Here is a 23,164-nt window from a genome sequence, read left to right as displayed (position 1 = left end):
GGAGTGCCGATGTTTGCCCATTCGCTCAAAGAAAGTGCACTACATAGTTGTCGCATGCTGGTTGATTGCGGCCATCCGCCGCGCTGGTCTTACTGTTTCTCAATCGCAGGTGTATCGTATTCGCCTTTTGCGGGCCCCCGAGCCTGCTGCTGATACGTGAGGTAGTTGAGTTCATGTCCTTTACCCGTCGACAAATACTCGGTGGTCTGGCCGGTCTTGTAGTGGTTGGCGTGGGGGCCGGAGGCGCGTCGCGTTACTGGCTGGGAAAAATGGCCGATGCCGAGGCAGGTCATGACTATGAGCTGATTGCGGCGCCGCTGGATGTCGAGTTGGTGGCCGGGCACAAAACCGAGGCCTGGGCATTCGGGCCATCGGCACCCGGCACCGAGTTGCGTGTGCGCCAAGGTGAATGGCTGCGGGTGCGGTTCATCAATCATCTGCCGGTAGCAACCACCATTCACTGGCACGGCATCCGCCTGCCGCTAGAGATGGACGGCGTACCGTATGTCTCGCAGCTTCCGGTATTACCCGGTGAATACTTCGACTACAAATTCCGCGTGCCCGACGCAGGCAGCTATTGGTACCACCCGCATGTGAACAGCAGTGAAGAGTTGGGTCGTGGCCTGGTCGGCCCGTTGATCATCGAGGAGCGCGACCCCACCGGTTTCAAGTACGAAAAAACCTTGAGCCTGAAGAGCTGGCACGTTGATGAAGAGGGCGCGTTTGTTGCCTTCAGCATTCCTCGCGAGGCAGCGCGTGGCGGCACGGCGGGGCGGCTGTCGACCATCAATGGTGTATCGCAGGCGGTGATCGACTTGCCGGCTGGGCAGATCAGTCGCGTGCGGTTGTTGAACCTCGATAACACGCTGACGTATCGCATCAATATTCCGGGGGTCGAAGCGCAGATCTATGCGCTGGACGGCAACCCCGTCGAGCCGCGTCCGCTGGGCAAGGAGTATTGGCTGGGCCCCGGCATGCGTATTTGCCTGGCAATCAAGGCACCGCCCGCCGGTGAAGAGTTGTCGTTGCGTAACGGGCCGGTGCGCCTGGGTACTTTACGTTCGGTGGCAAACACCGATGCACCGACCGAATGGCCACCCGCGCTACCCGCTAATCCGGTCGCCGAGCCAGACCTGGCCAATGCCGAGAAACTCAACTTCAATTTCGAGTGGGTAGGCTCGGTGTCGGTGAACGTCGACAACGGTAAGCCGCCGAGCTTGTGGCAGATCAACGGCCAGGCCTGGGACATCACCGATAAAACCTGCTCCGACCGCCCGATTGCCAAGCTTGTGAAGGGCAAAAGCTACATCTTCGAATTGAAAAACATGACTCAGTATCAGCACCCGATTCACTTGCATGGCATGAGCTTCAAGGTCATTGCCTCGAACCGGCACAAGGTTATTCCGTACTTCACCGACACCTATTTATTGGGCAAGAACGAGCGTGCGCAAGTGGCGTTGGTAGCCGATAACCCTGGCGTCTGGATGTTCCATTGCCATGTGATCGACCACATGGAAACCGGCCTGATGGCCGCCATCGAGGTGGCGTGATGCGTCAGATACGTCCCGTTGCGATCATCGATCGCAGCCGTGATCGAGAGTTCATGCGTGAAGCGCTGACGCTGGCCGCCGAAGGTGCGGCGTTGGGCGAAGTGCCGGTGGGTGCGGTGCTGGTGCAGGATGGCGAGATTATTGGACGCGGATTCAACTGCCCGATCAGTGGCAACGATCCCAGTGCCCACGCTGAGATGGTCGCGATTCGCGCTGCGGCATTGGCTGCCAGCAATTACCGTCTGCCCGGCAGCACGCTTTACGTGACGCTGGAGCCGTGCAGCATGTGCGCAGGCTTGATCGTGCATTCACGAATTGCGCGGGTGGTGTATGGCGCGCTGGAGCCGAAGGCCGGAATCGTGCAAAGCCAGGGGCAGTTTTTTACCCAGGGCTTTTTGAATCACCGGGTGCTGTTCGAGGGCGGGGTGTTGGCCGAGGAATGTGGGACAGTACTCAGCGAATTCTTCAAGGCCCGACGTGCCAAACCCACAGACTGAGCACGAAACCAATGTGTGTGGGCTTGCTCGCGAAAGCGGTGTTTCAGTCAACATCTCTGTTGAATGTTCATCCGCATAAGCGAGCAAACCCACTCCAACAGGGAATCTCGGCGAACAGGAAATCGGTGGGTTATTTGCGGGCCACGATCACCGCGCGCATCGGTGCGGGCAAACCTTCAACCGTTTTGCTGTGATCGTTGGGGTCAAGGTAATCGCTCAGCGATTGAAACTTCATCCATTCAGTTGCGCGCTGTTCCTCGACGCTGGTCGTGCTGACGTCAACACACTTCACATCGCTGAATCCTGCCCGACGTAGCCACAATTCCAGCGCCGGCACCGACGGTAAAAACCATACATTGCGCATCTGCGCGTAGCGGTCTTCCGGCACCAGCACCTGCTGTTGATCGCCTTCGATCACTAACGTTTCGAGCACCAGTTCGCCACCTTTTACCAGGCAGTCCTTCAGTGCCAGCAAATGCTCGATCGGCGAACGACGGTGATAAAACACGCCCATCGAAAACACTGTGTCGAAACCTTCCATGTTCGGCGGCAGGTCTTCAAAAGGGAACGGCAAGTGCCAGGCATTGGGCTCGGACAGATAACGCTGCACTGCCTGGAACTGACAGAAGAACAGCCAATTGGGGTCAACACCGATCACGCTGTCGGCACCGGCGCCGAGCATGCGCCACATGTAATAACCGTTGCCGCAGCCGACATCGAGGATGCGTTTGCCTTTGAGGTCCAGATGCGGCGCCACGCGTGACCATTTCCAGTCCGAACGCCATTCGGTGTCGACATGCACACCAAACAAATCAAAGGGGCCTTTACGCCAAGGCGACAATCCCATCAGCGCGGTGCGCATTTGCGCACGCGTTTCGTCGTCGCAATCCGTGTTCAGGCTCAGGCCATTGAGCAAATCGACGTCGCTGGGCTGGATCTTTGGCAGCGCGTCCAGCGCACTCTGCCAGCGCTCGAGGTCGCCGTGGCCCTTTTCCATTTTCTTGTCGAGTTGCGCTTGCAGGGTGTTGGCCCATTCGGCCAGCGGGGTGCCAGCCAGACGGCGGGCGAGAGGCGACAAATCAATCATGGCAAGGCAATCAACGAGGCAAAGTTAAGACACTGGAACCACGGCACGACTTTGGAGAACCCGGCGGCCAGCAGGCGTTCGCGATGTTCTTCGAGACTGTCGGGCTTCATGACATTTTCGATGGCGCTGCGCTTCTGGGCAATTTCCAGTTCGCTGTAGCCATTGGCGCGTTTGAACGCGACGTGCAGGTCGGTGAGCAACGCGTGCTCTTGCAGGTCGTTGAAGCGCAGCTTCTCCGACAGGATTAACGCGCCACCGGGCAGCAATGATTGGCGAATGCGCGAGAGCAAGGGTGTGCGCTGGTCCGGGGCGATGAATTGCAGGGTGAAGTTAAGCGCCACGACCGAGGCTGGTTCGAAGCGCAGGGCGAGAATGTCACCTTCTATAACTTCGACCGGCAGCAACTCCTGGAACATCGAATCCTGGCCGTTCAGGTACTCGCGGCAGCGTTCCACCATCGCGGCGGAGTTATCCACAGCAATCACCCGGCACCCGTCGGTGCGTACGTGACGGCGCAATGCTTGTGTCACGGCGCCCAAGGACGAGCCAAGGTCGTAGAGCACGCTGTTGGGCTGAGCAAATTGCGCGGCGAGTACGCCGAGGTTTTCAACGATGGTCGGATAGCCGGGCACCGAGCGTTTGATCATGTCCGGGAATACCCGCACCACGTCCTCGTTAAAGGCGAAGTCAGGCACCTGGGCCAAAGGCTGGGCGAAAAGGCGATCGGGTTCTTTGCTCACGGCGGTTCCGGCGGCGTAGAGGGAAAGGCCGGTATTTTAGCCAAGTTGTTACGCAGATGCGCGGGTTGTCTGATGTGGTGAGGGGATTTATCCCCGTTGGAGCGCGAAGCGGTCCTTGAACTTTTGAACGTCGGCTTTCAATAGGCCGCATTCACAGGTTTGACGTTTGCTTTGCAGCGCAACGGGGATAAATCCCCTCACCACAGGGTTAGTGGGGTCACAGGGCTTGGTGTTGTAACCGCAGTTAGTGTTGTTTTTGGGTGAATGCCGACGCGGTGATAGCCCATTGCCCCAGCCAGTAGCTGAGGATGATCACGTAAGCAGCGGCGTGGAATGAAGTCACAAAACGATCAATGCCAATCACGCTGTCGGAAAATACAAACGCCACGGCACCCCCCGCTGCCAGTAGCGCCGAACGCTTGGGCACATCGCTGCCGAGTCGGGCCAATGCGCGCCAGAGCATTGCGCTGATCGCCAGGCCATAGACAATCACCGGCACCAGCAAAGGCCCCAGGCCGTGAGCGATCAGAACCCCCAACAGCACCGCACCGACACCCAGCGCGATCACCAGTGGCAACACTGCCAGTCGCCGGCAATCACTCAAATAGGCTTTCAGGTAAGCCAGGTGGGCGACCAGAAATGCCCCGAGGCCAAACACGAACAAGTCCCCAGGCCATGCCAGCAACACGTCGCCGATCAACGAGAAAATCAACCCCAGGCTGATCCAGCGCCGGTAGTCGGTGGGCGGCGCATCGTGCAACCAACCGAGCAACGCCAGCACGGGCAGTGGTTTGACCAGCAAACACAGCAGTGCAGCGTGCATGCTCAGGCCATACAGGTAAGTCGCCGCACCCATCAGCGCCAGAATCATCCAGCCCATGATCAGTTGACCGAAATCGCGCAGTCGAAGGTTTCAACCGGCAACACCTCCGGCGCCCACGGCTGCTGTGACGTCAGGCGTAAACGGCCTTGCCCTGACCCAAAGGCCTGAAAACGCCAGGTCGATATACCGGCGCTGCCGACAATTCCGGCATCTTCCGGGTTGCTGTAAACCTCTGGGCTTAGGGCGCGCAGCACGCCACCGGCCGAATCCTGGATAGCCCAGCGATAACCTGTGGTCGGATTGCTGGGCAGCGTCAGGATCAGGTTTTGCCCGTTGCTCAGTTTCACCGGGCATTCGCTTTGTTTTTCCACGGTCACGTTCTGTTTCGGCTGCGTGGCGCAGGCGGCCAGTAAAGAGAGGGCGAGGGGGATAAACAGGCGGGTGGGGGACATAAGATCAGCAGCTCCGGCATTCACGACGAACGGCGAGCATAACCGAGTTAAGACAAAGTGTGACAGTCGCGGCAAGGGCTGGAGGGAGTTTGATGTTGTGAGTGCAGGCGCCTTCGCGAGCAAGCCTGCTCCCGCAGCGGAACGCATTCCAACTGCGGGAGCGGGCTTGCTCGCGAAAGCGGTGGTGCAGGCACTACATGACTATCAGAACAAGATTTTCGCCACGTCCGCAAAGCGTTTGGCGAAATGCACGGTAATCCCTTCCTTCAGATAATCCGGCAATTCTTCAAAACTCCCGCGGTTGGGCTCCGGCAATATCAGCTCGAAAATCTTCTGCCGGCGCGCCGCGATTACTTTCTCACGCACTCCGCCAATCGGCAGTACGTGCCCGGTCAGCGTCAGTTCGCCGGTCATGGCCACTCCCTTTTTAGGCGGCTGGTTACGTGCAAGCGAAAGCAGGGCGCTGGCCATGGTCACGCCAGCGCTCGGGCCGTCCTTCGGCGTGGCACCTTCCGGCACGTGCAGGTGGACGAAGGCCTCGTCAAAAAACTTCGGATCACCGCCGAATGACTTGAGGTTCGAACTGACGTAGCTGTAGGCAATTTCTGCCGACTCTTTCATCACATCACCCAACTGTCCGGTGAGTTTGAAACCACGGTTCAAGGTGTGAATACGCGTTGCCTCGATCGGCAATGTGGCACCGCCCATGCTGGTCCAGGCCAAACCGGTAATCACCCCCGTGCCCGACAGCACTTGTTCATTGCGGAACACCGGATGACCGAGCGACGCTTCCAGATCTTTCGGGCCGATTTTGATCACGGCTTTCGGCTCGTCGATCAACTTCACCACCGCTTTGCGCACCAGTTTGCCCAGTTGTTTTTCCAACTGCCGCACGCCGGCCTCACGCGCATAGCCGTCGATCAGGGCTTTAAGCGCCGTGTCGCTGATGGACAGGCTGCCTTTCGACACGCCAGCCTTTTCCAGTTGCTTGGGCCACAAGTGACGTTTGGCGATGGCGATTTTTTCTTCGGTGATGTAACCCGACAGGCGAATGACTTCCATACGGTCCAGCAACGGGCCGGGAATCGAATCGAGTGTGTTGGCGGTGCATACAAACAGCACTTTCGACAGGTCCAGACGCAGGTCCAGATAGTGGTCGAGGAATTCGACGTTCTGCTCCGGGTCTAGGGTTTCCAGCAGTGCCGAGGCCGGATCGCCCTGGTAGCTTTGGCCCATTTTGTCGATCTCGTCGAGCATGATCACCGGGTTCATCACTTCAACGTCTTTCAACGCCTGCACCAGTTTGCCCGGCTGCGCACCGATGTAGGTGCGACGGTGGCCCTTGATCTCGGCTTCGTCGCGCATGCCGCCGACGCTGAAGCGATAGAACGGGCGACCCAGTGATTCGGCGATGGACTTGCCGACGCTGGTTTTACCCACGCCCGGCGGGCCGACCAGCAACACGATAGAGCCGCTGATTTCGCCTTTATAAGCACCGACCGCGAGAAATTCGAGGATGCGGTCCTTGATGTCGTCGAGGCCGGCATGGTGTTTGTCGAGCACTTTGCGCGCGTGCTTGAGGTCGAGTTTGTCCTCGCCATACACGCCCCACGGCACCGACGTTGCCCAGTCGAGGTAATTACGGGTCACCGCATATTCCGGCGAGCCGGTTTCGAGGATCGACAGCTTGTTCATTTCCTCTTCGATGCGTTTCTGCGCTTGTGGCGGCAAAACCTTATCGGTGAGGCGTTGCTCGAACTGCTCGATGTCCGCGCTGCGGTCGTCCTTGGTCAGCCCCAGTTCCTGCTGGATGACCTTCAGTTGTTCCTTGAGGAAGAATTCACGCTGATGCTCACCGATCTTGCGGTTAACTTCGGCGGAAATTTCTTTCTGCAGGCGCGCCACTTCGACTTCTTTGCGCAACATCGGCAGGACTTTTTCCATGCGCTTGAGCATCGGCACGCAGTCGAGCACTTCTTGCAGTTCATTGCCGGTCGCCGACGTCAGCGCCGCAGCGAAGTCGGTCAGTGGCGAAGGATCGTTGGGGCTGAAGCGGTTGAGGTAATTTTTCAGTTCTTCGCTGTACAGCGGGTTCAGCGGCAGCAATTCCTTGATCGCGTTGATCAGCGCCATGCCGTAGGCCTTGACCTCGTCGGTCGGCTCGGTGGGCTGATGCGGGTATTCCACTTCTACCAGGTACGGCGGACGGTGGTGCTTGAGCCAGGTTTTGATTCGTACGCGGGTCAGGCCCTGGGCAACGAATTGCAATTTGCCGTTTTCGCGGCTGGCGTGGTGCACCTTGACCAGGGTGCCGTAGAGCGGCAGGGCCGAGGTGTCGAAATGACGTGGGTCTTCCTGCGGCGTGTCCATATAGAACAGGGCGAGGGAGTGGTGATCGGATTTGCTGACCAGGTCCAGTGTTTCTGCCCACGGCTCTTCATTGACGATGACCGGCAACACTTGGGCCGGGAAGAACGGGCGGTTGTGGATCGGGATGATGTAGACCTTGTCCGGCAGGTTCTGGCCTGGCAGGGCGAGGCCTTTGCTAGCGGAGTGGTGTTCGGCGTTCTCGGGGTCAGCGTAGTCGTTCGGATCGTCGGGGAATTCTTGCTGGTCGCTCATGGGGCACCTGCGCAATGGAGTATGGCTCTTAGATGGGGCAGGTGCGGGGTGGTTTCAATGGCAGCGACTATTTGAAGCGCTGCGTTCAAGGTTTTGACAGTTTTGCCGCGACCACCGTGAATCCTTGCCGGGCGGACTGACATTTTGTCTTCAGCTTTTTTATTCATGGTCGATAGCCTGTACAGAAGCTGATCTGTTGCATAGGTTTTTGCTGGACGAGCGGCCGCGTGTCGCGTCATATTGAGTGATGGCATTTTGCCTTGTTTCTGGCATTGTTTCTCTGATACGACACATCAGCACCACTGGCGCCAAGGTTGGCCATTTTGACTCCCTGAATTTTTGGAAGCCTGTATGGCCCGATTTCACTCCTTGCTTCTTGCTGCCACAACCCTGTGCATCAGTTATTTCGCCAACGCTGCGCCACTGAACATTCAGGTGAACGATCAGCATGGCAAGCCGCTGGCCGACGCGGTGGTCACGTTACAAGGCCCGGCCGGCTTGCCCGTAGGTACCCTCAAGGCCGACATGGACCAGCGTGCGCAGCAGTTCGCGCCGCATGTGTTGGCGGTGCATACCGGTACGCCAATCAAATTTCCCAACAGCGACAATATTCGCCATCAGGTTTATTCCTTTTCGCCGGCCAAGCGCTTCGAATTACGGCTGTATGAAGGCACGCCGTCGGATCCGGTGTTGTTCGATAAACCCGGCGTAGTGGTGCTTGGCTGCAATATTCACGACTGGATGCTGGGTTATGTCTACGTCACCGATGACCCGCGCTTCGGTGTAACCGATGCCAGCGGTCAATTGACGCTCGACGCACCGCCCGGGGGTTATCACGCCACCCTCTGGCATCCGCAGGCGCCGGGCATGCAACCGGTCGACGGTGGTGACGTCAAGATTGCCGCCGCCGGTCTTACGCAATCTTTTGTACTGACGGTTGAGCCTCAAACCGCGCAAACCCCCACCGCGCCGGCACCCAGTGCCTTTGGTGACGCCTTCAAGCGAGCCGCCCATGAAACTGCGCAATAGCTTTCAGGCCCGGGTTGCGTTCGTCCTGATCCTGCTGTTGCTGGTGGTGGTCGGTGCGCTGTATTTCAGCGTCAAGATGGCAACCAATTCCGCCGTGCGCGGCCAGGCCAGCGCGCAACTGGAAGTGGGTGCGCGGGTGTTCGAGCGGTTGCTGGAAGTGCGCGGCCGGCGGCTGGCCGATGGTGCGCAATTGCTCGCGGCAGATTTCGGCTTTCGCGACGCCGTGGCCAGCGGCGACTCGGCGACCATGGCCTCCGTGCTGCTTAACCACGGCAAACGTATCAATGCCAGCGACATGATCCTGCTGGGCATGGATGGCAAAGTGTTGGCCAGTACCTTGGACGATGTCGTTGAAGGCACGCCATTTCGCTTCGACCAGGCCCTGCGTGACGCCAAGCGGCTGCAGCAAACCATGGTCATCGTGCCATTACAGGGTAAACCGCATTTGTTGGTCGAAGCCACGGTGCTGGCGCCTCTGCCGATTGCCCGCGTGGTGATGGGGTTCAGCATGGACGGGAGTTGGGCCAGTGAATTGCAATCGCTGACCAATCTTCAAGTGTCGTTCCTGACCGTCGATCGCCAGCAGGTTGGCGAACTGGTCAGCACTCAGCCCGGCGCCCTGCACGATAGCCTGGTGAGCCTGATGCTCGACAGTCGTCAAGGCAGTCAGGTGCAGTTGAGTGAGTTTGAGGACCAGCGTTTTCTGAGCCAGTCGTTGCTGTTGGCCAGTGTGACTGAGGGCAGTGACAACCAGGTTATTGCACTGTTGCAAAGTCCATTGGACGCCGCGCTGCAGGCGTTCGCCCCGCTGGATGAAAAAATTCTCGGTATTGCTTTGGTTGCGCTGTTGGGTTCGCTGGCCGGCGCACTGTTGCTGGCCCGCAGCGTTTCGCAACCGGTACGGGTGTTGGCCGAGGCCGCCGAGCGTATCGGTCAGGGCGACTATCACACCCCGGTCAGTCTCAAGCGCAGTGACGAACTCGGGCGGCTGGCGAATGCCGTTAACGATATGCAAAGTGGAATCGCCGAGCGCGAACTGCAATTGGCGCACAACGCCTTGCACGACCCGCTCACCGGTTTGCCGAATCGCTCGCTGGCCATGGAACGACTGGGCAGCACGATTTCCGCGCAGCGGCCCATGGCCCTGGTGTACATGGGCATCGATAACTTGCGGGCGGTCAACGAAACGACCGGGCCGGAGGCGGTCGATCAATTGCTGCGCCAGATCGGCCAGCGTCTGCAAGGTGCGTTGCGACCCGGCGATACCGTGGCGCATCTGATTGCTGACGAATTCCTGTTGTTGCTTGATGGTATGGACGGCGACGCGGCCGTGGCGGTGGCCGATCAGCTGCAGCAACTGTTGCTCAAGCCCCAACGCATCAACGGTCATGACGTGGCACTGGACTGTCGCATGGGCATTGCCGCCTATCCAGCGGATGGCCTTGGCGCACAGACCTTGCTGGAACGTGCCGCCATTGCGATGAAAGACGCGGCGCAAATGCCCGGCCGGCTGCAAATGTATGAGCAGGGTCGTGACCTCGCCCACCGCCGCCAGATCACCCTGATTCGCGATTTGCGTCACGCGGCGGGCAATGGTGAATTCCTTCTGCATTACCAACCCAAACTCGACATTCGCCACGGTCACGTGCGTCAGGCAGAAGCCTTGTTGCGTTGGCAACACCCGCAATTCGGCATGGTCTCGCCAGCAGAATTCATTCCCTTGGCCGAGCGTACCGGCAGCATTCAAACCCTCACTCATTGGGTGATCGAGGAGGGCATGCGTCAGCTCTCGGAATGGAATCGAAGAGGCCTGTGGTTACAGCTGTCACTGAACATTTCTGCCGATGACCTGCTCAGTGATGAGTTGGCAAAACGGGTCTCGGCGCTCTTGCGGGCTTACCGCTTGCCGGCTGAACAACTGATTTTCGAAATCACCGAAAGCGCGGTCATGCGCGAGCCTGCGCAGGCATTGAAGGTGCTGCATCAGTTGCGTGACTGCGGCATCAGTTTATCGGTGGATGACTTCGGCACGGGTTACTCATCGCTGGCGCACCTCAAGCGATTGCCGGTGCAGGAGCTGAAAATCGATCAATCCTTCGTGCGCGATCTGGACGAGACCAGCGAAGACGCGGTGATCGTTCGCTCGACCATCGAGATGAGCCACAACCTGGGGCTCAAGGTTGTGGCAGAAGGCGTCGAATACGCCCACAGCCTGCGTCTGCTGGAGCGCTGGCAGTGCGACACGGCGCAGGGCTACCTCATCAGTCGTCCGCTGAGTGCGGCGGCCTTCGAAGCTTGGGTGGCATTGCCCCTGAGCGCTCAAACTTGCAGGGTTCATTGATTCATGACGTCACGTTTTACGGTGTTGCTCGGTTGCCTCTTAAGCTTGCCCCTGCAAACTGCCTTGGCCGACAACGGTCGCCTGATCGCCACCGGCGGTGCCAGCAGCCTTGAGGGTGCGGCGGGCGGTGGCATCACGCCGTGGGCAATGCTCGCCGGTTACGGTGAGAAAAACGAGTGGGGCGCCAGCGCCTTCGCGACCACCGTCAACCTGCCGGATTATCGGCTGGATGTGGCCGGATTAGCGGTCGCTTATGACAACCGCATCGAGTTGTCTTTTGCCCGCCAGCGTTTCGACCTCGGCTCGCTGGTGCATAAGTTGAACCTGCCCGAAGACAGCCTCGGCCAGGACGTGCTCGGGGTAAAGGTGCGGCTGTTTGGCGATGTGATCTACGACGATCTGCCGCAGGTTTCCCTGGGGCTGGAGTACAAGCATCAGCGTGATTTTCTGATCCCGAGTCTGGTGGGCGCCAAGCGTGACAGCGACACCGAAGGCTACCTGGCAGCCAGCCGTTTGTTCATGGGCGCGGCGTTGGGTTACAACCTGCTGGTTAACGGCAGCCTGCGTTACAGCAGAGCAAATGAGTTGGGGTTGTTGGGGTTTGGTGGCGATCGTCGTGACACACGCAGTGTGTTGAAAGAAGGCTCGGTGGCGGTGTTGTTCAATCCGCGTTGGGCGGTGGGTGTGGAGTACCGCGAGAAGCCGGACAACCTGTCGTTCGCCGGGGAAAGTGATTGGGCAGACGTGTTTGTCGGCTATTTCCCGAACAAGCATGTGTCGGTGGTATTGGCCTACGCGCGGCTGGGTGAGATCGCCACGCTGGCCAATCAAAACGGCACTTATCTTTCTGTGCAGGGGAGTTTCTGATGCGATTTTTGCCGCTGATTCTGCTGCTGTTGTTGAGCGCTTGTGCGCAGCAGCCGCCGAAGAACGACAGCCTGTATCGAGACCTCGGCGAACGTGCGGGAATCACCCGGATTGTCGAAGGCATGCTGCTGAAAATTGCCCGGGACGAACGGATTGTCGAGCGCTTTCGCAACATTGATATTCAGCGCTTGCGCGACAAACTGATCGAACAGTTCTGCGTCGAGGCGGGTGGTCCTTGTGTGTATACCGGCGACACCATGGCCGAAAGTCACAAAGGCCAAAACGTCAGCCGCAGCGACTTCAATGCGTTGGTTGAGGACCTGATTGCGGCGATGGATGAGCAAGGCATCAGTGTGCAGGTGCAGAACCGCTTGATCGCCCGGCTGGCGCCAATGCGCCCCGAGGTCATCGAGCAGTAAATTGTGCGCTGAACACACTCATCGGTGGCAGCGAGCCTGCTTGCAAGGGCTGCTCGGCTTTCAGTATTAACGTCGTCTGACGCACCGCGATCGCGCTCCCACACTTGGCGTCAGCAGGCACAAAAAAAGGCGACTCCCTCACAGGAGTCGCCTTTCGTTCAACCGCCGCTAATGCTTACTCGGACAGTTTGTACGCCAGCACATAGTCACCTTGCTTGGTGCCCAGCGAGCCGTGACCGCCGGCCATGACGAGCACGTATTGCTTGCCGTCCTTGCCGGTGTAGGTCATCGGTGTGGTTTGTGCGCCTGCTGGCAGGCGACCTTCCCACAGCTGCTTGCCGTTCTTGACGTCATAGGCGCGCAGATACTGGTCCAGGGTGGCGCTCAGGAACGCAACGCCACTGGCCGTGGTGAACGTACCGCCCAGGCTCGGAACGCCCATGGTCAGCGGAATCGGAACCGGCGAGCTATCGCGCACGGTACCGTTTTTGTGCATCCAGATGGTTTTGTGAGTGGTCAGGTCAACCGCGGCCACATAACCCCACGCTGGCGCTTGGCACGGCAGGCCCATTGGCGACAGCAGTGCTTCGAGGATCACGCCATAAGGCGCGCCTTTGTTTGGCTGCACACCTTCGGTTTCACTGACGCGCGGCCCTTGCTTGGCGATTTCGGCGGCCGGGATCAGTTTCGATCTGAACGCCATGTAGCTTGGGTTGACGAAAGCAATCTGGCGTACCGGATCAACCGAGATACCGCCCCAGTCGAATACACCGAAGTTACCCGGATAAACAATCGAACCTTGCAGCGATGGCGGCGTGAACGGACCGTCGTAGCGCAAGGATTTGAAATCGATGCGGCAGATCAGTTGATCGAACGGCGTCACGCCCCACATGTCGCGCTCTTTGAGCGGCGGCGGCATGAAGTTCAGGTCGGACTTGGGTTGGGTCGGCGACGTGTGATCACCCGCGACAGCACCTTGCGGAACCGGCACTTCGTTGATCGGCACAATCGGCTTGCCAGTGCTGCGATCCAGCACGTAGATGCTGCCTTGCTTGGTCGACGCCAGCACGGCAGGTTTCACGCCTTCGCTGGTTTTCATGTCCATGAGGGTTGGCTGACCACCCACGTCCATGTCCCACAAGTCATGGTGAGTAAACTGGAAAGTCCACTTCACGTGACCGCTGTCGATGTCCAGCGCCGTCAGGCCTGCGCTGTATTTTTCAGAGTCCGCAGTACGGTCGCCGCCGTACTGGTCGGGCATCTGGTTACCCATCGGCAGGTACAACATGCCGAGTTTTTCGTCGACCGCAAACATCGACCACATGTTCGGCGAGTTGCGGGTGTAGGTCTTGCCTTCGGCAATCGGCGTGGTGTCGTCCGGGTTGCCACTGTCCCAGTTCCACACCAGTTTGCCGGTGTGCACGTCGAACGCGCGGATCACGCCGCTAGGCTCATCGGTGGAGACGTTATCGGTGACGTGGCCACCAATCACTACCAGGTTTTTAGTCACCGCTGGCGGCGAAGTGGAGTAGTAACCGCCCGGTGCGAACGTGCCGATATTGGCGCGCAGGTCGACTTGACCTTTGTCACCGAAGTCTTCGCACATCTTGCCGGTGTCGGCGTTCAGCGCAATCAGACGCGTGTCGGCAGTCGGCAGGAACAGGCGACGCGGGCAGGCGTTGCTTTCAACGGCAGCGCTGGCGCTACCGGTAGGGCTCTGCTCGGAGGCGTAAACAGCGTCATCGTGATACGACACGCCACGGCACGTCATGTGCGCCCAACCTTTGAAGTTGGCGGCGTTCTGGGTGCTGATTTTCGGGTCGAAGCGCCAGATTTCCTTGCCGGTGTCTGGGTCGAGCGCAATCACCTGGCTGTGCGGCGTGCACACATAAAGCATGCCGTTGACCTTCAACGGGGTGTTCTCGGCAGTGGTTTCACCCGGGTCGTTAGGCCCAGGAATGTCGCCAGTGCGATAGGTCCAGGCCGGAACCAGTTTGTGCGCGTTTTCTGGGGTGATCTGCGCCAGTGGCGAGTAACGGTCGCCATGCGCGCTGCGCCCGTAGGAGTTCCAGTCACCGTCAGCCATCGCTGGCGCGGTGTTGGTCATGCCCGGAACGCTGTCGCGGTCCAGTTGACCCTTGATCTCACCGGGGTTGGTGAACTGGCTGGCCAATGCCGCGGCACCAGCCAACACCACCGCCACGCTCAACGCGCCGGTGCCCATCGGCGCAGCGCCGGTGAGCAACAGCGGACGGCGGAACCACGGCAGCAACATCACGATGCCCAGCGCGAACAATAGCGCCAGACGCGGCACCAGTTGCCACCAATCCAGGCCTACTTCCCACAGGGCCCAGACCGTACTGGCAAACAGCACCAATGCATATAGGCCGAGCGCTGCTCGGCGAGCGGCGATCAACAGCACGCCCGTCAGCGCCAAGCCGATACCGGCCAGCAAGTAATACAGCGAGCCGCCAAGCATACTCAGCTTGATCCCGCCGGCCAGCATGGCCAGGCCCATTAGCAGAAGCAGAATGCCGAGCAGGTTCGGCAGTAGACGGCTTCGACTCAAAGCACCATCAGTGCTCATAGTGTGGTTCTCCGTGACGTTTTAAGTAGTCCCGCGCAAGTTCACTGTAGATGACGATCTGGCACAGGCATGGTTCAGTAAGAAAAGTGAAAGTTGTCAGAGCGGTGTTGTGGGCGCGAACCCGCTTGCGATGGCTGCTCAACATTCAGGCTCGGAATTGACTGATAGATCGCCATCGCGAACAGGCTCGCCGCCACGGGTTTTTCATGAAGACCTGAAACGAGGGTGTAATCGGGTGGCGCGGGCTGAAGCGGCATCGAAGCTGTTGGCGGAAACGTTTCAGCTTGGGTTGCGTAAGGATAATGTTCTGTTACAAATAGAAAAAGTGCTTTTACTGACATGAATTTTTGTTGATTCGGTAACAGTGCCGGGCGGCAAACGTGTCCGGTTGGCCTACATTTACCGCACAGCACACAGATTGCTTTCCCCCAGCGAAGCGCTCGGCTAAGGTGCGCGCCTTCCCAACTTTTCACCGCTCGAAGGCCCGGCATGACCGAACACAACAACAACCCGCTGCACGGCGTAACGCTCGAGCAAATCCTTAATGCTCTGGTTGAGCATTACCAATGGTCGGGGCTCGCCGAGCGCATCGATATCCGTTGTTTCAAGAGCGATCCGAGCATCAAGTCGAGCCTGACGTTTTTGCGTAAAACACCTTGGGCGCGGGAGAAGGTCGAGCACTTGTACGTCAAGTTGATGCGCACCAAGCGACCGCTCTGAACATGAACACCCAGGCCGCTCCAACGTCTGGCGTGCGAACCCGTTTGGTAGCCTTGGCGGCGTTTTTGGGCTGGGCCGGACTGAGCATTCAGCTGTACCTGATTTTTTATTCGCGCTGGACACTCGGCGCCAGCCTGATCGGCGGTCTGGTGAGTTTCTTCAGCTACTTCACGGTGCTCGGCAATACGCTGGTGGCAACGGTGCTGACCTGTGAGCTGAGCCATCGCGAGTCGGTGGCTCGACGCTGGTTTTTGCAGCCTGGGGTCAGCAGTGGCGTCGCGGTGAGCATTGCCGTGGTCAGCCTGGCGTACAACGTTTTGTTGCGCCACCTGTGGCATCCCGAAGGTTGGCAGTTTGTCGCTGACGAGTTGTTGCACGACATCGTGCCGTTGCTGTTTTTGGCGTGGTGGTGGCTTTGCGTACCGAAGGGCACATTGCGCCTGAAACACCTGGCGCTGTGGGTCATCTATCCGCTGCTGTACTTCGCCTATTTACTGCTGCGAGGCCATTTGCTGGCGGTTTATCCCTACCCGTTCATTGATGTCGACACGCTGGGTTATCCACAGGTGTTTGTGAACGCGTGCGGATTGCTGGCAGGTTTTATCGTGATTGGGTGGGTGGTGATCGCCCTGGATCGGTGGCGAGGGCGAACAGGCACGGTTTGAATTTTCAGTGTTTTTAGCATCGCCATCGCGAGCAGCTCGCTCCCACGGGGATTGGCTGTGAACACTGAAAGGGTGGACTTCGCCGATCGAACTGTGGGAGCGAGCGTGCTCGCGATGAGGACTTTAAGGCAGTCACTCTTCGTCGCTGTCATCCAGCCGCCAGTAGCCGGCCGCTTTGACAAACTGATCATTCAGCCCGTGTTCATCGAGCAAAACCCGACGAATCTGCCGTGACACTTTGCTCTCGGTAGCCACCCAGGCATACAGATTGCCGCTGGGCACTTCTAGCTGTTTCACGGCCTGCAGCAAGTTGTCTTTGCCACCGTCGCGCAATACCCAAATCACGTTGACCTGCGCATCACTCTCGAGCTTCTGCTGTTCGGCGCCGTTCTCCACTTCGATGATCACCAGCGCGCGGCGAGTGGCGGCCAGGCCTTCCAGGCGTCGGGCAATGGCGGGGATGGCGGTCTCGTCACCGATCAGCAGGTAGCTGTCGAAGATGTCCGGCACGATCATCGAACCACGTGGCCCGCCAATGTGCAGGTACTGGCCAGGTTCAGCGTGTTCGGCCCAGGTTGAGGCAGGACCATCGCCGTGCAGCACGAAGTCGATGTCCAGTTCCAGCGCATTCAGGTCATAGCGACGTGGCGTGTAATCGCGCATCGCCGGCATCGGGCCGTTGTCCTTGCCGGCGCCGAGTACCAGGGTCTCCAGCGCTGCCTGTTGCGCCGCGTTCTGCGGGAACAGCAGCTTGACGTGATCATCGGTCCCCAGGCTGATAAAACCCGCCAGATCGGGGCCACCGAGCGTGATACGGCGCATGCGCGGTGGCAGGTCAACCACGCGCAACACCTGCAGCCGCCGCCGTTTGATTTCATGCGTGACGCGGTGAATGGTTTGAGTATCGACTGCAGTCATTCGGATTTCTCCTGTGCAGGTTGAACGGCGGGGCCGTCAACGATGGCTTTGGCGGTGTTATTCAGCAGGGCGGCAACGCGCAGGATTTCTTCCGGGCCCCAGCGACCGTGATGCATTTGCAACGCGTGACGCAAGTTATGCACAGCCTCATGAATCTCGGCCGGACGATCATGGCCGCGTAGCGAGCGCTTGCTAACGTCGATGCGCATCCGCACACCCTCCAGCGCAATCGCCTGCTCGCTCAAGGACGAACGCCCGGCGTCGGTCACGCTGTAGCGTTTTTTGCCGCCTTCAGCATCGCCCTGGATCATTTCGCTTTCTTCAAGAAAGGTCAGTGTCGGGTAGATCACGCCGGGGCTTGGGCTGTAAGCACCGTCGAACATGCCTTCGATCTGGCGGATAAGGTCATAACCGTGGCAGGGCTGCTCGGCGATCAACGCCAGCAGCAGCAACTTCAAGTCGCCGGGGGCGAAGACCCGAGGGCCTCGACCGCCGCGCTCGCGACCGGGACGTTTCTCAAAGCCGTCGCGGCCGTCGCCGTGTTCACGGTGGTGTGGGTGGGAATGATGGTCTCTCATTTTTTTCCTTCTCTCTGTCGTTGTTAGATACAACTTAAGATATATCTTATCGACAAGGCAACGGCTCCGGACGAACGGTCATCTGTCAGGCTGAGCATCTATGGCAAGCCACGCTGGCAGCCGGTAAGGAAAAATCCTGACCACTGAGCCGAGTCGAAGACGTTGCTACTTTAGAGTCTCTAAACTAATTACTAGAGGGCGTAGTTTTTTGCTTTATAAGTAATGTCGAGGTCTGGCTGTATCTTTTTTTATATAAGATTGTGTGTAGTATTTTTCTGAAGGTTCGAAGCATTAGTGATGGTTTTTCGGTATTTTTCCTACAGTTCGTAGTTTGTTTTTACTACATTACCTAAGGACTTTTCGGACTTACTTTATCGAAGAATTGGCCGATGATGCGTCGGCGTTGGAGGGAGCTAAATGGCCACTATTTATGGGGGCTCATTTTAATGGCTTCTTCCGTTCGATCCTTCTAAATAGACAGGTAGTCAAAATGTTCAAGAAGTTTGTAATCGGCGTTCCAATGGCTCTACTGGCATTGAACACTTCGGCAGCGCTCGCGGAAAGCGCCAGCACTTCCATCAATATCACCGCTGATATCCCAACTACCGCATTCCATGCCCAGCCTGTGGACAAAGAGTTCGGTAAGTCCGAAAAAATGCAGTACAGCATCGCGAACGGTACGTTGTCGGAAGTTCGTGGCACTTTTGATATTCGCAATACTACCGGCGCAGTAGCCGCTTACGTCGAAGGCGGCCCCGCGCCATTGTTTAACGGTAATGTTACTCAAAATATTACGTTGACTTACGCCTTTAACGGCACGACGTTGACAGGCGTTTCGCAAGAAGTTGTGGGCGACGCTGAATCGAATGGCGGCATGCGAGCTGACCTGGTGATCACCGCGACCAAGCCTGGTCTTGAACAAACCGGTCTGTATTCCGCGACGCCGGTTGTAGTGTTTGATGCGCTGATTCGCACTGCGCCTTGATCACACCATTAAGTTATAAGTAACGGTTAGTCCTTATTTATTAACGATCACCGATTGATGGGGCATTTTTTCCATCGATCGGGTTTACAGTATTTATTATTAGAGAACTTCGTTCATGTTCCCGATGACGCCCATCGCGACGGCGCTTGCCTTATTTTTTTGTGCTAATGCCTTGGCTGCTCCCGCGGAGAATGGCACGACGCCACGAAGTTTGCTGGCTCAGGCAAAAGGCTTGCCGGCGGATTTCGAGGAGCATTTTTTTGATGTACCGCTGGCTGTACGCGTAGAACTTGATCAGCAGTTTCTGGGTGAGGCAATGGTTGTATTAACCCACGATGACCGCCTCTCACTCTTGAGCTTCAACGATGTTGGTGACAGCAGAATCTTGCCCAGTGAACGCGAAGTGTGGGCGAATTATTTAAAACAAGGCATTGCCCTTGGCAGTTGCCAGTCAAAATGCCCTCAGCAACTGTTGGCAGTGCATTACAGCCTCGAAAACTCACTGGTCTCGATTCTTACCGAAAACGCCGAACGCGACGATCAGGAACAACGCTTCTACACGTTGCCCGAGGGTGGCAGTACGGGGCTCATTGTGCGCAACCAGTTGAACATCAACGGCGGCCAGAACCAGGAACTTGGTGGGCGTTACGGACTGGAAGCCAGCAGCAGCCTGGGCAACTGGACCCAAGCGGTCAATGTGCAGCTGTCGCGAATTGGCGGTATGGACAACCAGCTCTACCACGCTGTGCACGAGCTCTATACCCAGCGCGAGTTGCAAGGCAACTTTCTGCGCCTGGGTTATTTCACTCCAACCTCGGAAGGGCTGGCCCGTCAGCCTCGCACATTCGGCGCCAGCCCCGACACGGCATTGGGCCTGATGTACGGCAGTTCCGACAGCTTGGCTATCAATAGTCCGAAACCGGCGATCTATCCGATTTATGTCACGGCCAATCGCCTGGCCTCGGTGGAGATCTACCGCAACGGCTTGTTGATCAATACTCAGGCGATGCCCGCCGGGTTACAGACACTGGATACGCGCTCGCTGCCCGGTGGGATCTACGAAGTGGAAGTGCGGTTGATCGAAGACGGTCAGATCACTTCCAGTGCTCAGGAGCTGGTCTATAAACCCAGTAATTGGGGCAACCATGACGAGCGCTGGCGCTACAACGTGTTCGCCGGGCGCGAGAGCAAATTACTCAGCAACTGGCAAGAGCAGGGTTCTGACGAAATGACCGCGGGTGCAGCGTTCAATTATTTGCTGCACCCGCGATTGATCCTCGGTATGACCGGCCGCCAGGTGCAAGACTCATTGCAATACGGTACCTCTGCCGACTGGGCAATCGTCGATAACGCAAGCGTCTTCGCCAACGTTTATCAAACCCGGGACTACGGCACAGGCCTGGACTTACAGGGGCTTTACTCCTACGGCAGTGGCAGTATTGTCGCCAGCCACAACCGCAGCTGGCTCGACACCACCAAGCTCTATGACACCCTGCCGGATGGCACGCGGGTGCGGCAACGCCAAGTGTTTGTGGGGCAAACCAGCAACTCGTCATTGTCCGTCAATCATCGGCTCGACAGCAAAAATTCGGTGAGCACCCGTGTCTCACACAGCGAGGGCAATACCGAAGGCATTTCGCTGGACCTGGGATGGACACGACGCTCTCAACTGTTTGGCAACGAGGCCAACTGGCGTTTATCAGTGTTCGACAGGCCGGGCAGTTTCAGTGCTGGCGACAGTCGCAATCGTGGCATCGATTTAAATCTGAACCTGGCGCTGGGCGGTCCCGGCGAACAGCTCAGTGCCAGCGTCGGCACCCGCACCGCACGTGATGGCAGCCGCGATAACAACGCATCCATCTCTTACAGCAAAACACTTCAAAACCATTTGCTGCAAAGCGTTTCCGCGACGGCAACTACTGATACGTATGGCGTCGGGATGAGTGCGATAGCGAGCATGAGTTCCGATCTGGTCAATGGCGACGGGTTCATCCAGCGGTCGTCCTATAACAACTCTCTCACTGGCGGATTGAATCTGGACAGCACCGTCGCTGTCGGCGGCCAGAAGATAGTCATGACCAGCCAATACCACCGTGACGGCTCCGGCATGATTGTCGATGTCGAGTCAGATATCGAGGGCATTGCGCTGCGTGCTGACGATTTGAGCGGCGGCAGCACAATGTTGCGGCCAGGGCGAAATTTTGTGCCAATCACCGCGTACAAGAGCAGTTCCGTCAGTTTCGATTTCGAGGGCACTCACGTCCCCGCCGCGACGATCCGTCCCGCCCGTTCCAGTTATCACCTGAACAAGGGCGGCGTGGAATATCACCAGATCCGTGTGATGAAAACGCTCACCGTGCTTGGCCGCTTGGTCGATCCCCAGGGCAATCCACTTAAAGGGCACCACATCATCAATCACGCCAGTCGCGGTGTGAGTGAAGTGGACGGATTTTTCTCAATGGAAATGAACGCGAGCTCACCGACCCTGGAAGTGCGGCATGGCAGCCAATTGCTGTGCCAGTTCCGTCTGGATACGGACAAGGGGCAAACGGAAAACAACGTGTTAATGATCGGTGATTTGCGATGCACGCCGGATACGTTGGCAGACGTGAATATTAAATCGGCGCCAGCGTCGTGAAGAGAACGCGTTCTAAAACAGTGTGCGGGCAGTTGCGGAGAGAACGACATTACCTTTTTTGGTGACGATCGTGTGCGGTTTTGATGTTTAGCAGGCGGTGTGTCGATGCATTATTTTATGGGGTTTATTTAATATGAAACGGGTATTGCTGCTGTGTTTGTTGTGTGTTTCGGCTCAATTGGCTCATGCCGGTCCCAATATCAATATAGGCACTGTTTATGACTATATGGACGGCGATAAAAGTACCTTCCTGAAACGCGTGTTCAACGGTGGCGACAGCACTGCGTTCGTTAAAGTCAATATCCTGGAAATACTGTACGCGGCAGATGGCACTTCGCAGGAAGTGCCAGTTAAAGCCGCAGATAACGGCAATTCCCGTGACGGCTTGATGGCGAGCCCGGCACGCTTGATCGTTCCAGCTAATGCGATGCAAGGGACACGTCTTTTATTTATGGGGGAACGTGACCGAGAACGCTACTTTCGAGTGCGTTTCATCCCGGTAGTGCCGGAGAAAGAGGATGAGTTTGCCGTTTCCATTGAGGAGCGTGAAGCCTACAAAAAGCAGTTATCTGCCGGGGTAACCGTGTTGGCGGGTTATGGCGCGGTATTTTTTGTAAGGCCCAAGAATTCACTTTTTAACAGCGTCATCGAGGACCAGGCAGGTAACTATCGCATTAATAATAATGGCAATACGGTGGTGGTGATCGATGAATTTCGTGATTGTTCGGCCAGCAATGAAAATGAATGTCAACCTGTCACTAAAAGCCACATCCTTGAAGGACGGTCCTTCTCATTTGAAAAACAGGCTGGACGACAGTACAGCTTCAGCCTGGTTGAAGGTGAAACAAGCAAAAAAATGAATGTGAAGGGGTAACGGAATGCTCAACAAGCTAATGCATGTTCTGTTATTTAGCGCTGTGCTTTGTGCAAACACGTTGACGTTTGCCGCGCTAGAAAAGCATACGTTTGAAGTGTACGTGACCATCCCGACGCAAGCCTTTTATGTCATCCCGGCGGACCCGAACTGGATTCACCGGGAACAGCGGTTAACGTGGAGCCTGACAACGTCGACGTTGGGCGGTTTGCGTAAATTTTTTGATGTGAAGAATGAAGCTGGCTCTATCGACGCGAGGTTACTGGCGCGACCTTACTTGTCAAATGGCAACGATGCGGATGATGTTGGTTTGCGGGTAACATTTAATGGTCAGTTGCTGAGCGAGGCAGAAAATACCTCAGTAGTTTCATCAAGCGAAGCAGCCCACGGAAAACGCGTTTTATTGGAGATTTTGCCCTTTCCGCCCTTGGATGGGGTTTACAAGCCGGGGAATTATTTCGGCAGTGTCAATATCATGTTTGAAGCTGTTATGCCGGGTGCGTGAGCTTCTAGCGACAGGGTCGGCCGTTTAGTCGAGTTAATAGTTGATAAAGATAGGTGTGTCACAGCAGCCGTAACCATTGCATGGGCTCTGAAGTGCGCGTGTATTAATTAAGAGGTTTAGGGTGAAAACCAGTTTATTGCTCCAGCAGATTAGAATGACGATTTTATTATTTTGTTCGATGACGCTGTTTGTCTCGATGACAGCGAATGCGTTCGAACTTGAGGCTTCGGCAGTCTTTAAGCCGGATCCCGCTAACCCAATGAAAAA

21 protein-coding genes are annotated in these 23,164 nt (G+C 57.4%); 12 read left to right on the top strand and 9 right to left on the bottom strand.

Annotation, left to right across the window (positions count from 1 at the left end; all coding sequences use genetic code 11):
* The first annotated feature begins 173 nt into the window (after nucleotides 1–173).
* Together ACQR3R_RS21200 and tadA are read left to right on the top strand one after the other, a co-directional pair.
* Complete coding sequence (locus ACQR3R_RS21200; RefSeq protein WP_428275001.1) at nucleotides 174–1,550, top strand: multicopper oxidase domain-containing protein; 1,377 nt, start codon at nucleotides 174–176, stop codon at nucleotides 1,548–1,550.
* Entirely contained in the window at nucleotides 1,550–2,047 is a 498-nt protein-coding gene (gene tadA, locus ACQR3R_RS21195; RefSeq protein WP_428275000.1) for a tRNA adenosine(34) deaminase TadA, read from the top strand. Before ACQR3R_RS21200 ends, tadA begins: the two co-directional genes overlap by 1 nt.
* 130 nt (nucleotides 2,048–2,177) lie before the next feature.
* Here the strand turns inward: tadA and cmoB are convergent, their stop codons facing one another.
* The 5 genes from cmoB to lon form a co-directional block, all read right to left on the bottom strand.
* Nucleotides 2,178–3,134, bottom strand: a complete 957-nt coding sequence (cmoB, locus tag ACQR3R_RS21190; RefSeq protein WP_428274999.1) for a tRNA 5-methoxyuridine(34)/uridine 5-oxyacetic acid(34) synthase CmoB — start codon at nucleotides 3,132–3,134, stop codon at nucleotides 2,178–2,180.
* Nucleotides 3,131–3,874, bottom strand: coding sequence for a carboxy-S-adenosyl-L-methionine synthase CmoA (gene cmoA, locus ACQR3R_RS21185; RefSeq protein ID WP_428274997.1), 744 nt, complete (start codon nucleotides 3,872–3,874; stop codon nucleotides 3,131–3,133). The genes cmoB and cmoA overlap by 4 nt, the downstream gene beginning before the upstream one ends.
* Before the next feature lie 244 nt (nucleotides 3,875–4,118).
* The gene (locus tag ACQR3R_RS21180; protein ID WP_428274995.1) at nucleotides 4,119–4,754 is read right to left on the bottom strand and encodes a lysoplasmalogenase family protein; all 636 of its coding nucleotides are present in this window, start codon (nucleotides 4,752–4,754) and stop codon (nucleotides 4,119–4,121) included.
* 2 nt (nucleotides 4,755–4,756) lie between these two features.
* Nucleotides 4,757–5,149, bottom strand: coding sequence for a protease inhibitor I42 family protein (locus tag ACQR3R_RS21175; protein WP_428274993.1), 393 nt, complete (start codon nucleotides 5,147–5,149; stop codon nucleotides 4,757–4,759).
* A gap of 204 nt (nucleotides 5,150–5,353) precedes the next feature.
* Nucleotides 5,354–7,771: an endopeptidase La gene (gene lon, locus ACQR3R_RS21170; protein ID WP_428274991.1), complete on the bottom strand. Its 2,418-nt coding sequence runs from the start codon at nucleotides 7,769–7,771 to the stop codon at nucleotides 5,354–5,356.
* Nucleotides 7,772–8,122: 351 nt separating this feature from the next.
* Between lon and ACQR3R_RS21165 the strand changes: the two genes are divergently transcribed.
* Genes ACQR3R_RS21165 through ACQR3R_RS21150 form a run of 4 tightly spaced genes read left to right on the top strand, consistent with a single transcriptional unit; the run spans nucleotide 8,123 to nucleotide 12,427 of the window.
* Nucleotides 8,123–8,800 (top strand): methylamine utilization protein, encoded by a 678-nt coding sequence (locus tag ACQR3R_RS21165; RefSeq protein WP_428274989.1) that lies wholly within the window; start codon nucleotides 8,123–8,125, stop codon nucleotides 8,798–8,800.
* The gene (locus tag ACQR3R_RS21160) at nucleotides 8,784–11,141 is read left to right on the top strand and encodes an EAL domain-containing protein (RefSeq protein ID WP_428274987.1); all 2,358 of its coding nucleotides are present in this window, start codon (nucleotides 8,784–8,786) and stop codon (nucleotides 11,139–11,141) included. The genes ACQR3R_RS21165 and ACQR3R_RS21160 overlap by 17 nt, the downstream gene beginning before the upstream one ends.
* 3 nt (nucleotides 11,142–11,144) lie before the next feature.
* Nucleotides 11,145–12,008, top strand: coding sequence for a DUF3034 family protein (locus ACQR3R_RS21155; RefSeq protein WP_428274985.1), 864 nt, complete (start codon nucleotides 11,145–11,147; stop codon nucleotides 12,006–12,008).
* Nucleotides 12,008–12,427, top strand: a complete 420-nt coding sequence (locus ACQR3R_RS21150; protein ID WP_428274983.1) for a globin domain-containing protein — start codon at nucleotides 12,008–12,010, stop codon at nucleotides 12,425–12,427. Before ACQR3R_RS21155 ends, ACQR3R_RS21150 begins: the two co-directional genes overlap by 1 nt.
* A gap of 175 nt (nucleotides 12,428–12,602) precedes the next feature.
* Here ACQR3R_RS21150 and ACQR3R_RS21145 read toward each other — a convergent pair whose 3' ends face one another.
* Together ACQR3R_RS21145 and ACQR3R_RS21140 are read right to left on the bottom strand one after the other, a co-directional pair.
* Nucleotides 12,603–15,014, bottom strand: coding sequence for a membrane-bound PQQ-dependent dehydrogenase, glucose/quinate/shikimate family (locus ACQR3R_RS21145; protein WP_428274980.1), 2,412 nt, complete (start codon nucleotides 15,012–15,014; stop codon nucleotides 12,603–12,605).
* A 74-nt stretch (nucleotides 15,015–15,088) separates the two neighbouring features.
* Nucleotides 15,089–15,355: a hypothetical protein gene (locus ACQR3R_RS21140; RefSeq protein ID WP_428274978.1), complete on the bottom strand. Its 267-nt coding sequence runs from the start codon at nucleotides 15,353–15,355 to the stop codon at nucleotides 15,089–15,091.
* Between the two features lie 148 nt (nucleotides 15,356–15,503).
* On the opposite strand from ACQR3R_RS21140, the gene ACQR3R_RS21135 reads away from it, so the two are divergent.
* Together ACQR3R_RS21135 and ACQR3R_RS21130 are read left to right on the top strand one after the other, a co-directional pair.
* Nucleotides 15,504–15,734 (top strand): VF530 family DNA-binding protein, encoded by a 231-nt coding sequence (locus ACQR3R_RS21135; protein ID WP_428274976.1) that lies wholly within the window; start codon nucleotides 15,504–15,506, stop codon nucleotides 15,732–15,734.
* Nucleotides 15,735–15,736: 2 nt separating this feature from the next.
* Nucleotides 15,737–16,399, top strand: a complete 663-nt coding sequence (locus tag ACQR3R_RS21130; protein WP_428274974.1) for a Pr6Pr family membrane protein — start codon at nucleotides 15,737–15,739, stop codon at nucleotides 16,397–16,399.
* 132 nt (nucleotides 16,400–16,531) lie between these two features.
* On the opposite strand, the gene ACQR3R_RS21125 is transcribed toward ACQR3R_RS21130, so the two are convergent.
* Nucleotides 16,532–17,317, bottom strand: a complete 786-nt coding sequence (locus tag ACQR3R_RS21125) for an SIP domain-containing protein (protein ID WP_428274972.1) — start codon at nucleotides 17,315–17,317, stop codon at nucleotides 16,532–16,534.
* Nucleotides 17,314–17,895, bottom strand: a complete 582-nt coding sequence (locus ACQR3R_RS21120) for a helix-turn-helix transcriptional regulator (protein WP_428274970.1) — start codon at nucleotides 17,893–17,895, stop codon at nucleotides 17,314–17,316. Before ACQR3R_RS21120 ends, ACQR3R_RS21125 begins: the two co-directional genes overlap by 4 nt.
* A gap of 490 nt (nucleotides 17,896–18,385) precedes the next feature.
* Here ACQR3R_RS21120 and ACQR3R_RS21115 point away from each other — a divergent pair, with 490 nt between their 5' ends.
* The 4 genes from ACQR3R_RS21115 (at nucleotide 18,386) to ACQR3R_RS21100 (ending at nucleotide 22,897) form a co-directional block, all read left to right on the top strand.
* The gene (locus ACQR3R_RS21115) at nucleotides 18,386–18,880 is read left to right on the top strand and encodes a CS1 type fimbrial major subunit (protein WP_428274968.1); all 495 of its coding nucleotides are present in this window, start codon (nucleotides 18,386–18,388) and stop codon (nucleotides 18,878–18,880) included.
* Nucleotides 18,881–19,052: 172 nt separating this feature from the next.
* Entirely contained in the window at nucleotides 19,053–21,518 is a 2,466-nt protein-coding gene (locus tag ACQR3R_RS21110) for a CS1-pili formation C-terminal domain-containing protein (RefSeq protein WP_428274966.1), read from the top strand.
* Between the two features lie 133 nt (nucleotides 21,519–21,651).
* Nucleotides 21,652–22,392, top strand: a complete 741-nt coding sequence (locus ACQR3R_RS21105; RefSeq protein WP_428274964.1) for a hypothetical protein — start codon at nucleotides 21,652–21,654, stop codon at nucleotides 22,390–22,392.
* Nucleotides 22,393–22,396: 4 nt separating this feature from the next.
* Nucleotides 22,397–22,897 (top strand): CS1 type fimbrial major subunit, encoded by a 501-nt coding sequence (locus tag ACQR3R_RS21100; protein ID WP_428274962.1) that lies wholly within the window; start codon nucleotides 22,397–22,399, stop codon nucleotides 22,895–22,897.
* Nucleotides 22,898–23,164: the final 267 nt, after the last annotated feature.

Origin of the sequence: Gordonia sp. IEGM753 (genome assembly GCF_050321825.1) — a bacterium.
Taxonomy (GTDB): domain Bacteria; phylum Pseudomonadota; class Gammaproteobacteria; order Pseudomonadales; family Pseudomonadaceae; genus Aquipseudomonas.
The sequence above is the reverse complement of the archived record's forward strand: the minus strand, read 5'-3'. Positions and strand labels throughout refer to the sequence as shown.

Excerpts from the sequence above, each read along its gene's own strand:
- ACQR3R_RS21200 (WP_428275001.1), top strand. The coding sequence starts at position 174 with ATGTCCTTTACCCGTCGACAAATACTCGGTGGTCTGGCCGGTCTTGTA.
- tadA (WP_428275000.1), top strand. The coding sequence starts at position 1,550 with ATGCGTCAGATACGTCCCGTTGCGATCATCGATCGCAGCCGTGATCGA.
- cmoB (WP_428274999.1), bottom strand. The coding sequence starts at position 3,134 with ATGATTGATTTGTCGCCTCTCGCCCGCCGTCTGGCTGGCACCCCGCTG.
- ACQR3R_RS21180 (WP_428274995.1), bottom strand. The coding sequence starts at position 4,754 with ATGGGCTGGATGATTCTGGCGCTGATGGGTGCGGCGACTTACCTGTAT.
- ACQR3R_RS21175 (WP_428274993.1), bottom strand. The coding sequence starts at position 5,149 with ATGTCCCCCACCCGCCTGTTTATCCCCCTCGCCCTCTCTTTACTGGCC.
- lon (WP_428274991.1), bottom strand. The coding sequence starts at position 7,771 with ATGAGCGACCAGCAAGAATTCCCCGACGATCCGAACGACTACGCTGAC.
- ACQR3R_RS21165 (WP_428274989.1), top strand. The coding sequence starts at position 8,123 with ATGGCCCGATTTCACTCCTTGCTTCTTGCTGCCACAACCCTGTGCATC.
- ACQR3R_RS21160 (WP_428274987.1), top strand. The coding sequence starts at position 8,784 with ATGAAACTGCGCAATAGCTTTCAGGCCCGGGTTGCGTTCGTCCTGATC.
- ACQR3R_RS21155 (WP_428274985.1), top strand. The coding sequence starts at position 11,145 with ATGACGTCACGTTTTACGGTGTTGCTCGGTTGCCTCTTAAGCTTGCCC.
- ACQR3R_RS21150 (WP_428274983.1), top strand. The coding sequence starts at position 12,008 with ATGCGATTTTTGCCGCTGATTCTGCTGCTGTTGTTGAGCGCTTGTGCG.
- ACQR3R_RS21145 (WP_428274980.1), bottom strand. The coding sequence starts at position 15,014 with ATGAGCACTGATGGTGCTTTGAGTCGAAGCCGTCTACTGCCGAACCTG.
- ACQR3R_RS21140 (WP_428274978.1), bottom strand. The coding sequence starts at position 15,355 with ATGTCAGTAAAAGCACTTTTTCTATTTGTAACAGAACATTATCCTTAC.
- ACQR3R_RS21135 (WP_428274976.1), top strand. The coding sequence starts at position 15,504 with ATGACCGAACACAACAACAACCCGCTGCACGGCGTAACGCTCGAGCAA.
- ACQR3R_RS21130 (WP_428274974.1), top strand. The coding sequence starts at position 15,737 with ATGAACACCCAGGCCGCTCCAACGTCTGGCGTGCGAACCCGTTTGGTA.
- ACQR3R_RS21125 (WP_428274972.1), bottom strand. The coding sequence starts at position 17,317 with ATGACTGCAGTCGATACTCAAACCATTCACCGCGTCACGCATGAAATC.
- ACQR3R_RS21120 (WP_428274970.1), bottom strand. The coding sequence starts at position 17,895 with ATGAGAGACCATCATTCCCACCCACACCACCGTGAACACGGCGACGGC.
- ACQR3R_RS21115 (WP_428274968.1), top strand. The coding sequence starts at position 18,386 with ATGTTCAAGAAGTTTGTAATCGGCGTTCCAATGGCTCTACTGGCATTG.
- ACQR3R_RS21105 (WP_428274964.1), top strand. The coding sequence starts at position 21,652 with ATGAAACGGGTATTGCTGCTGTGTTTGTTGTGTGTTTCGGCTCAATTG.
- ACQR3R_RS21100 (WP_428274962.1), top strand. The coding sequence starts at position 22,397 with ATGCTCAACAAGCTAATGCATGTTCTGTTATTTAGCGCTGTGCTTTGT.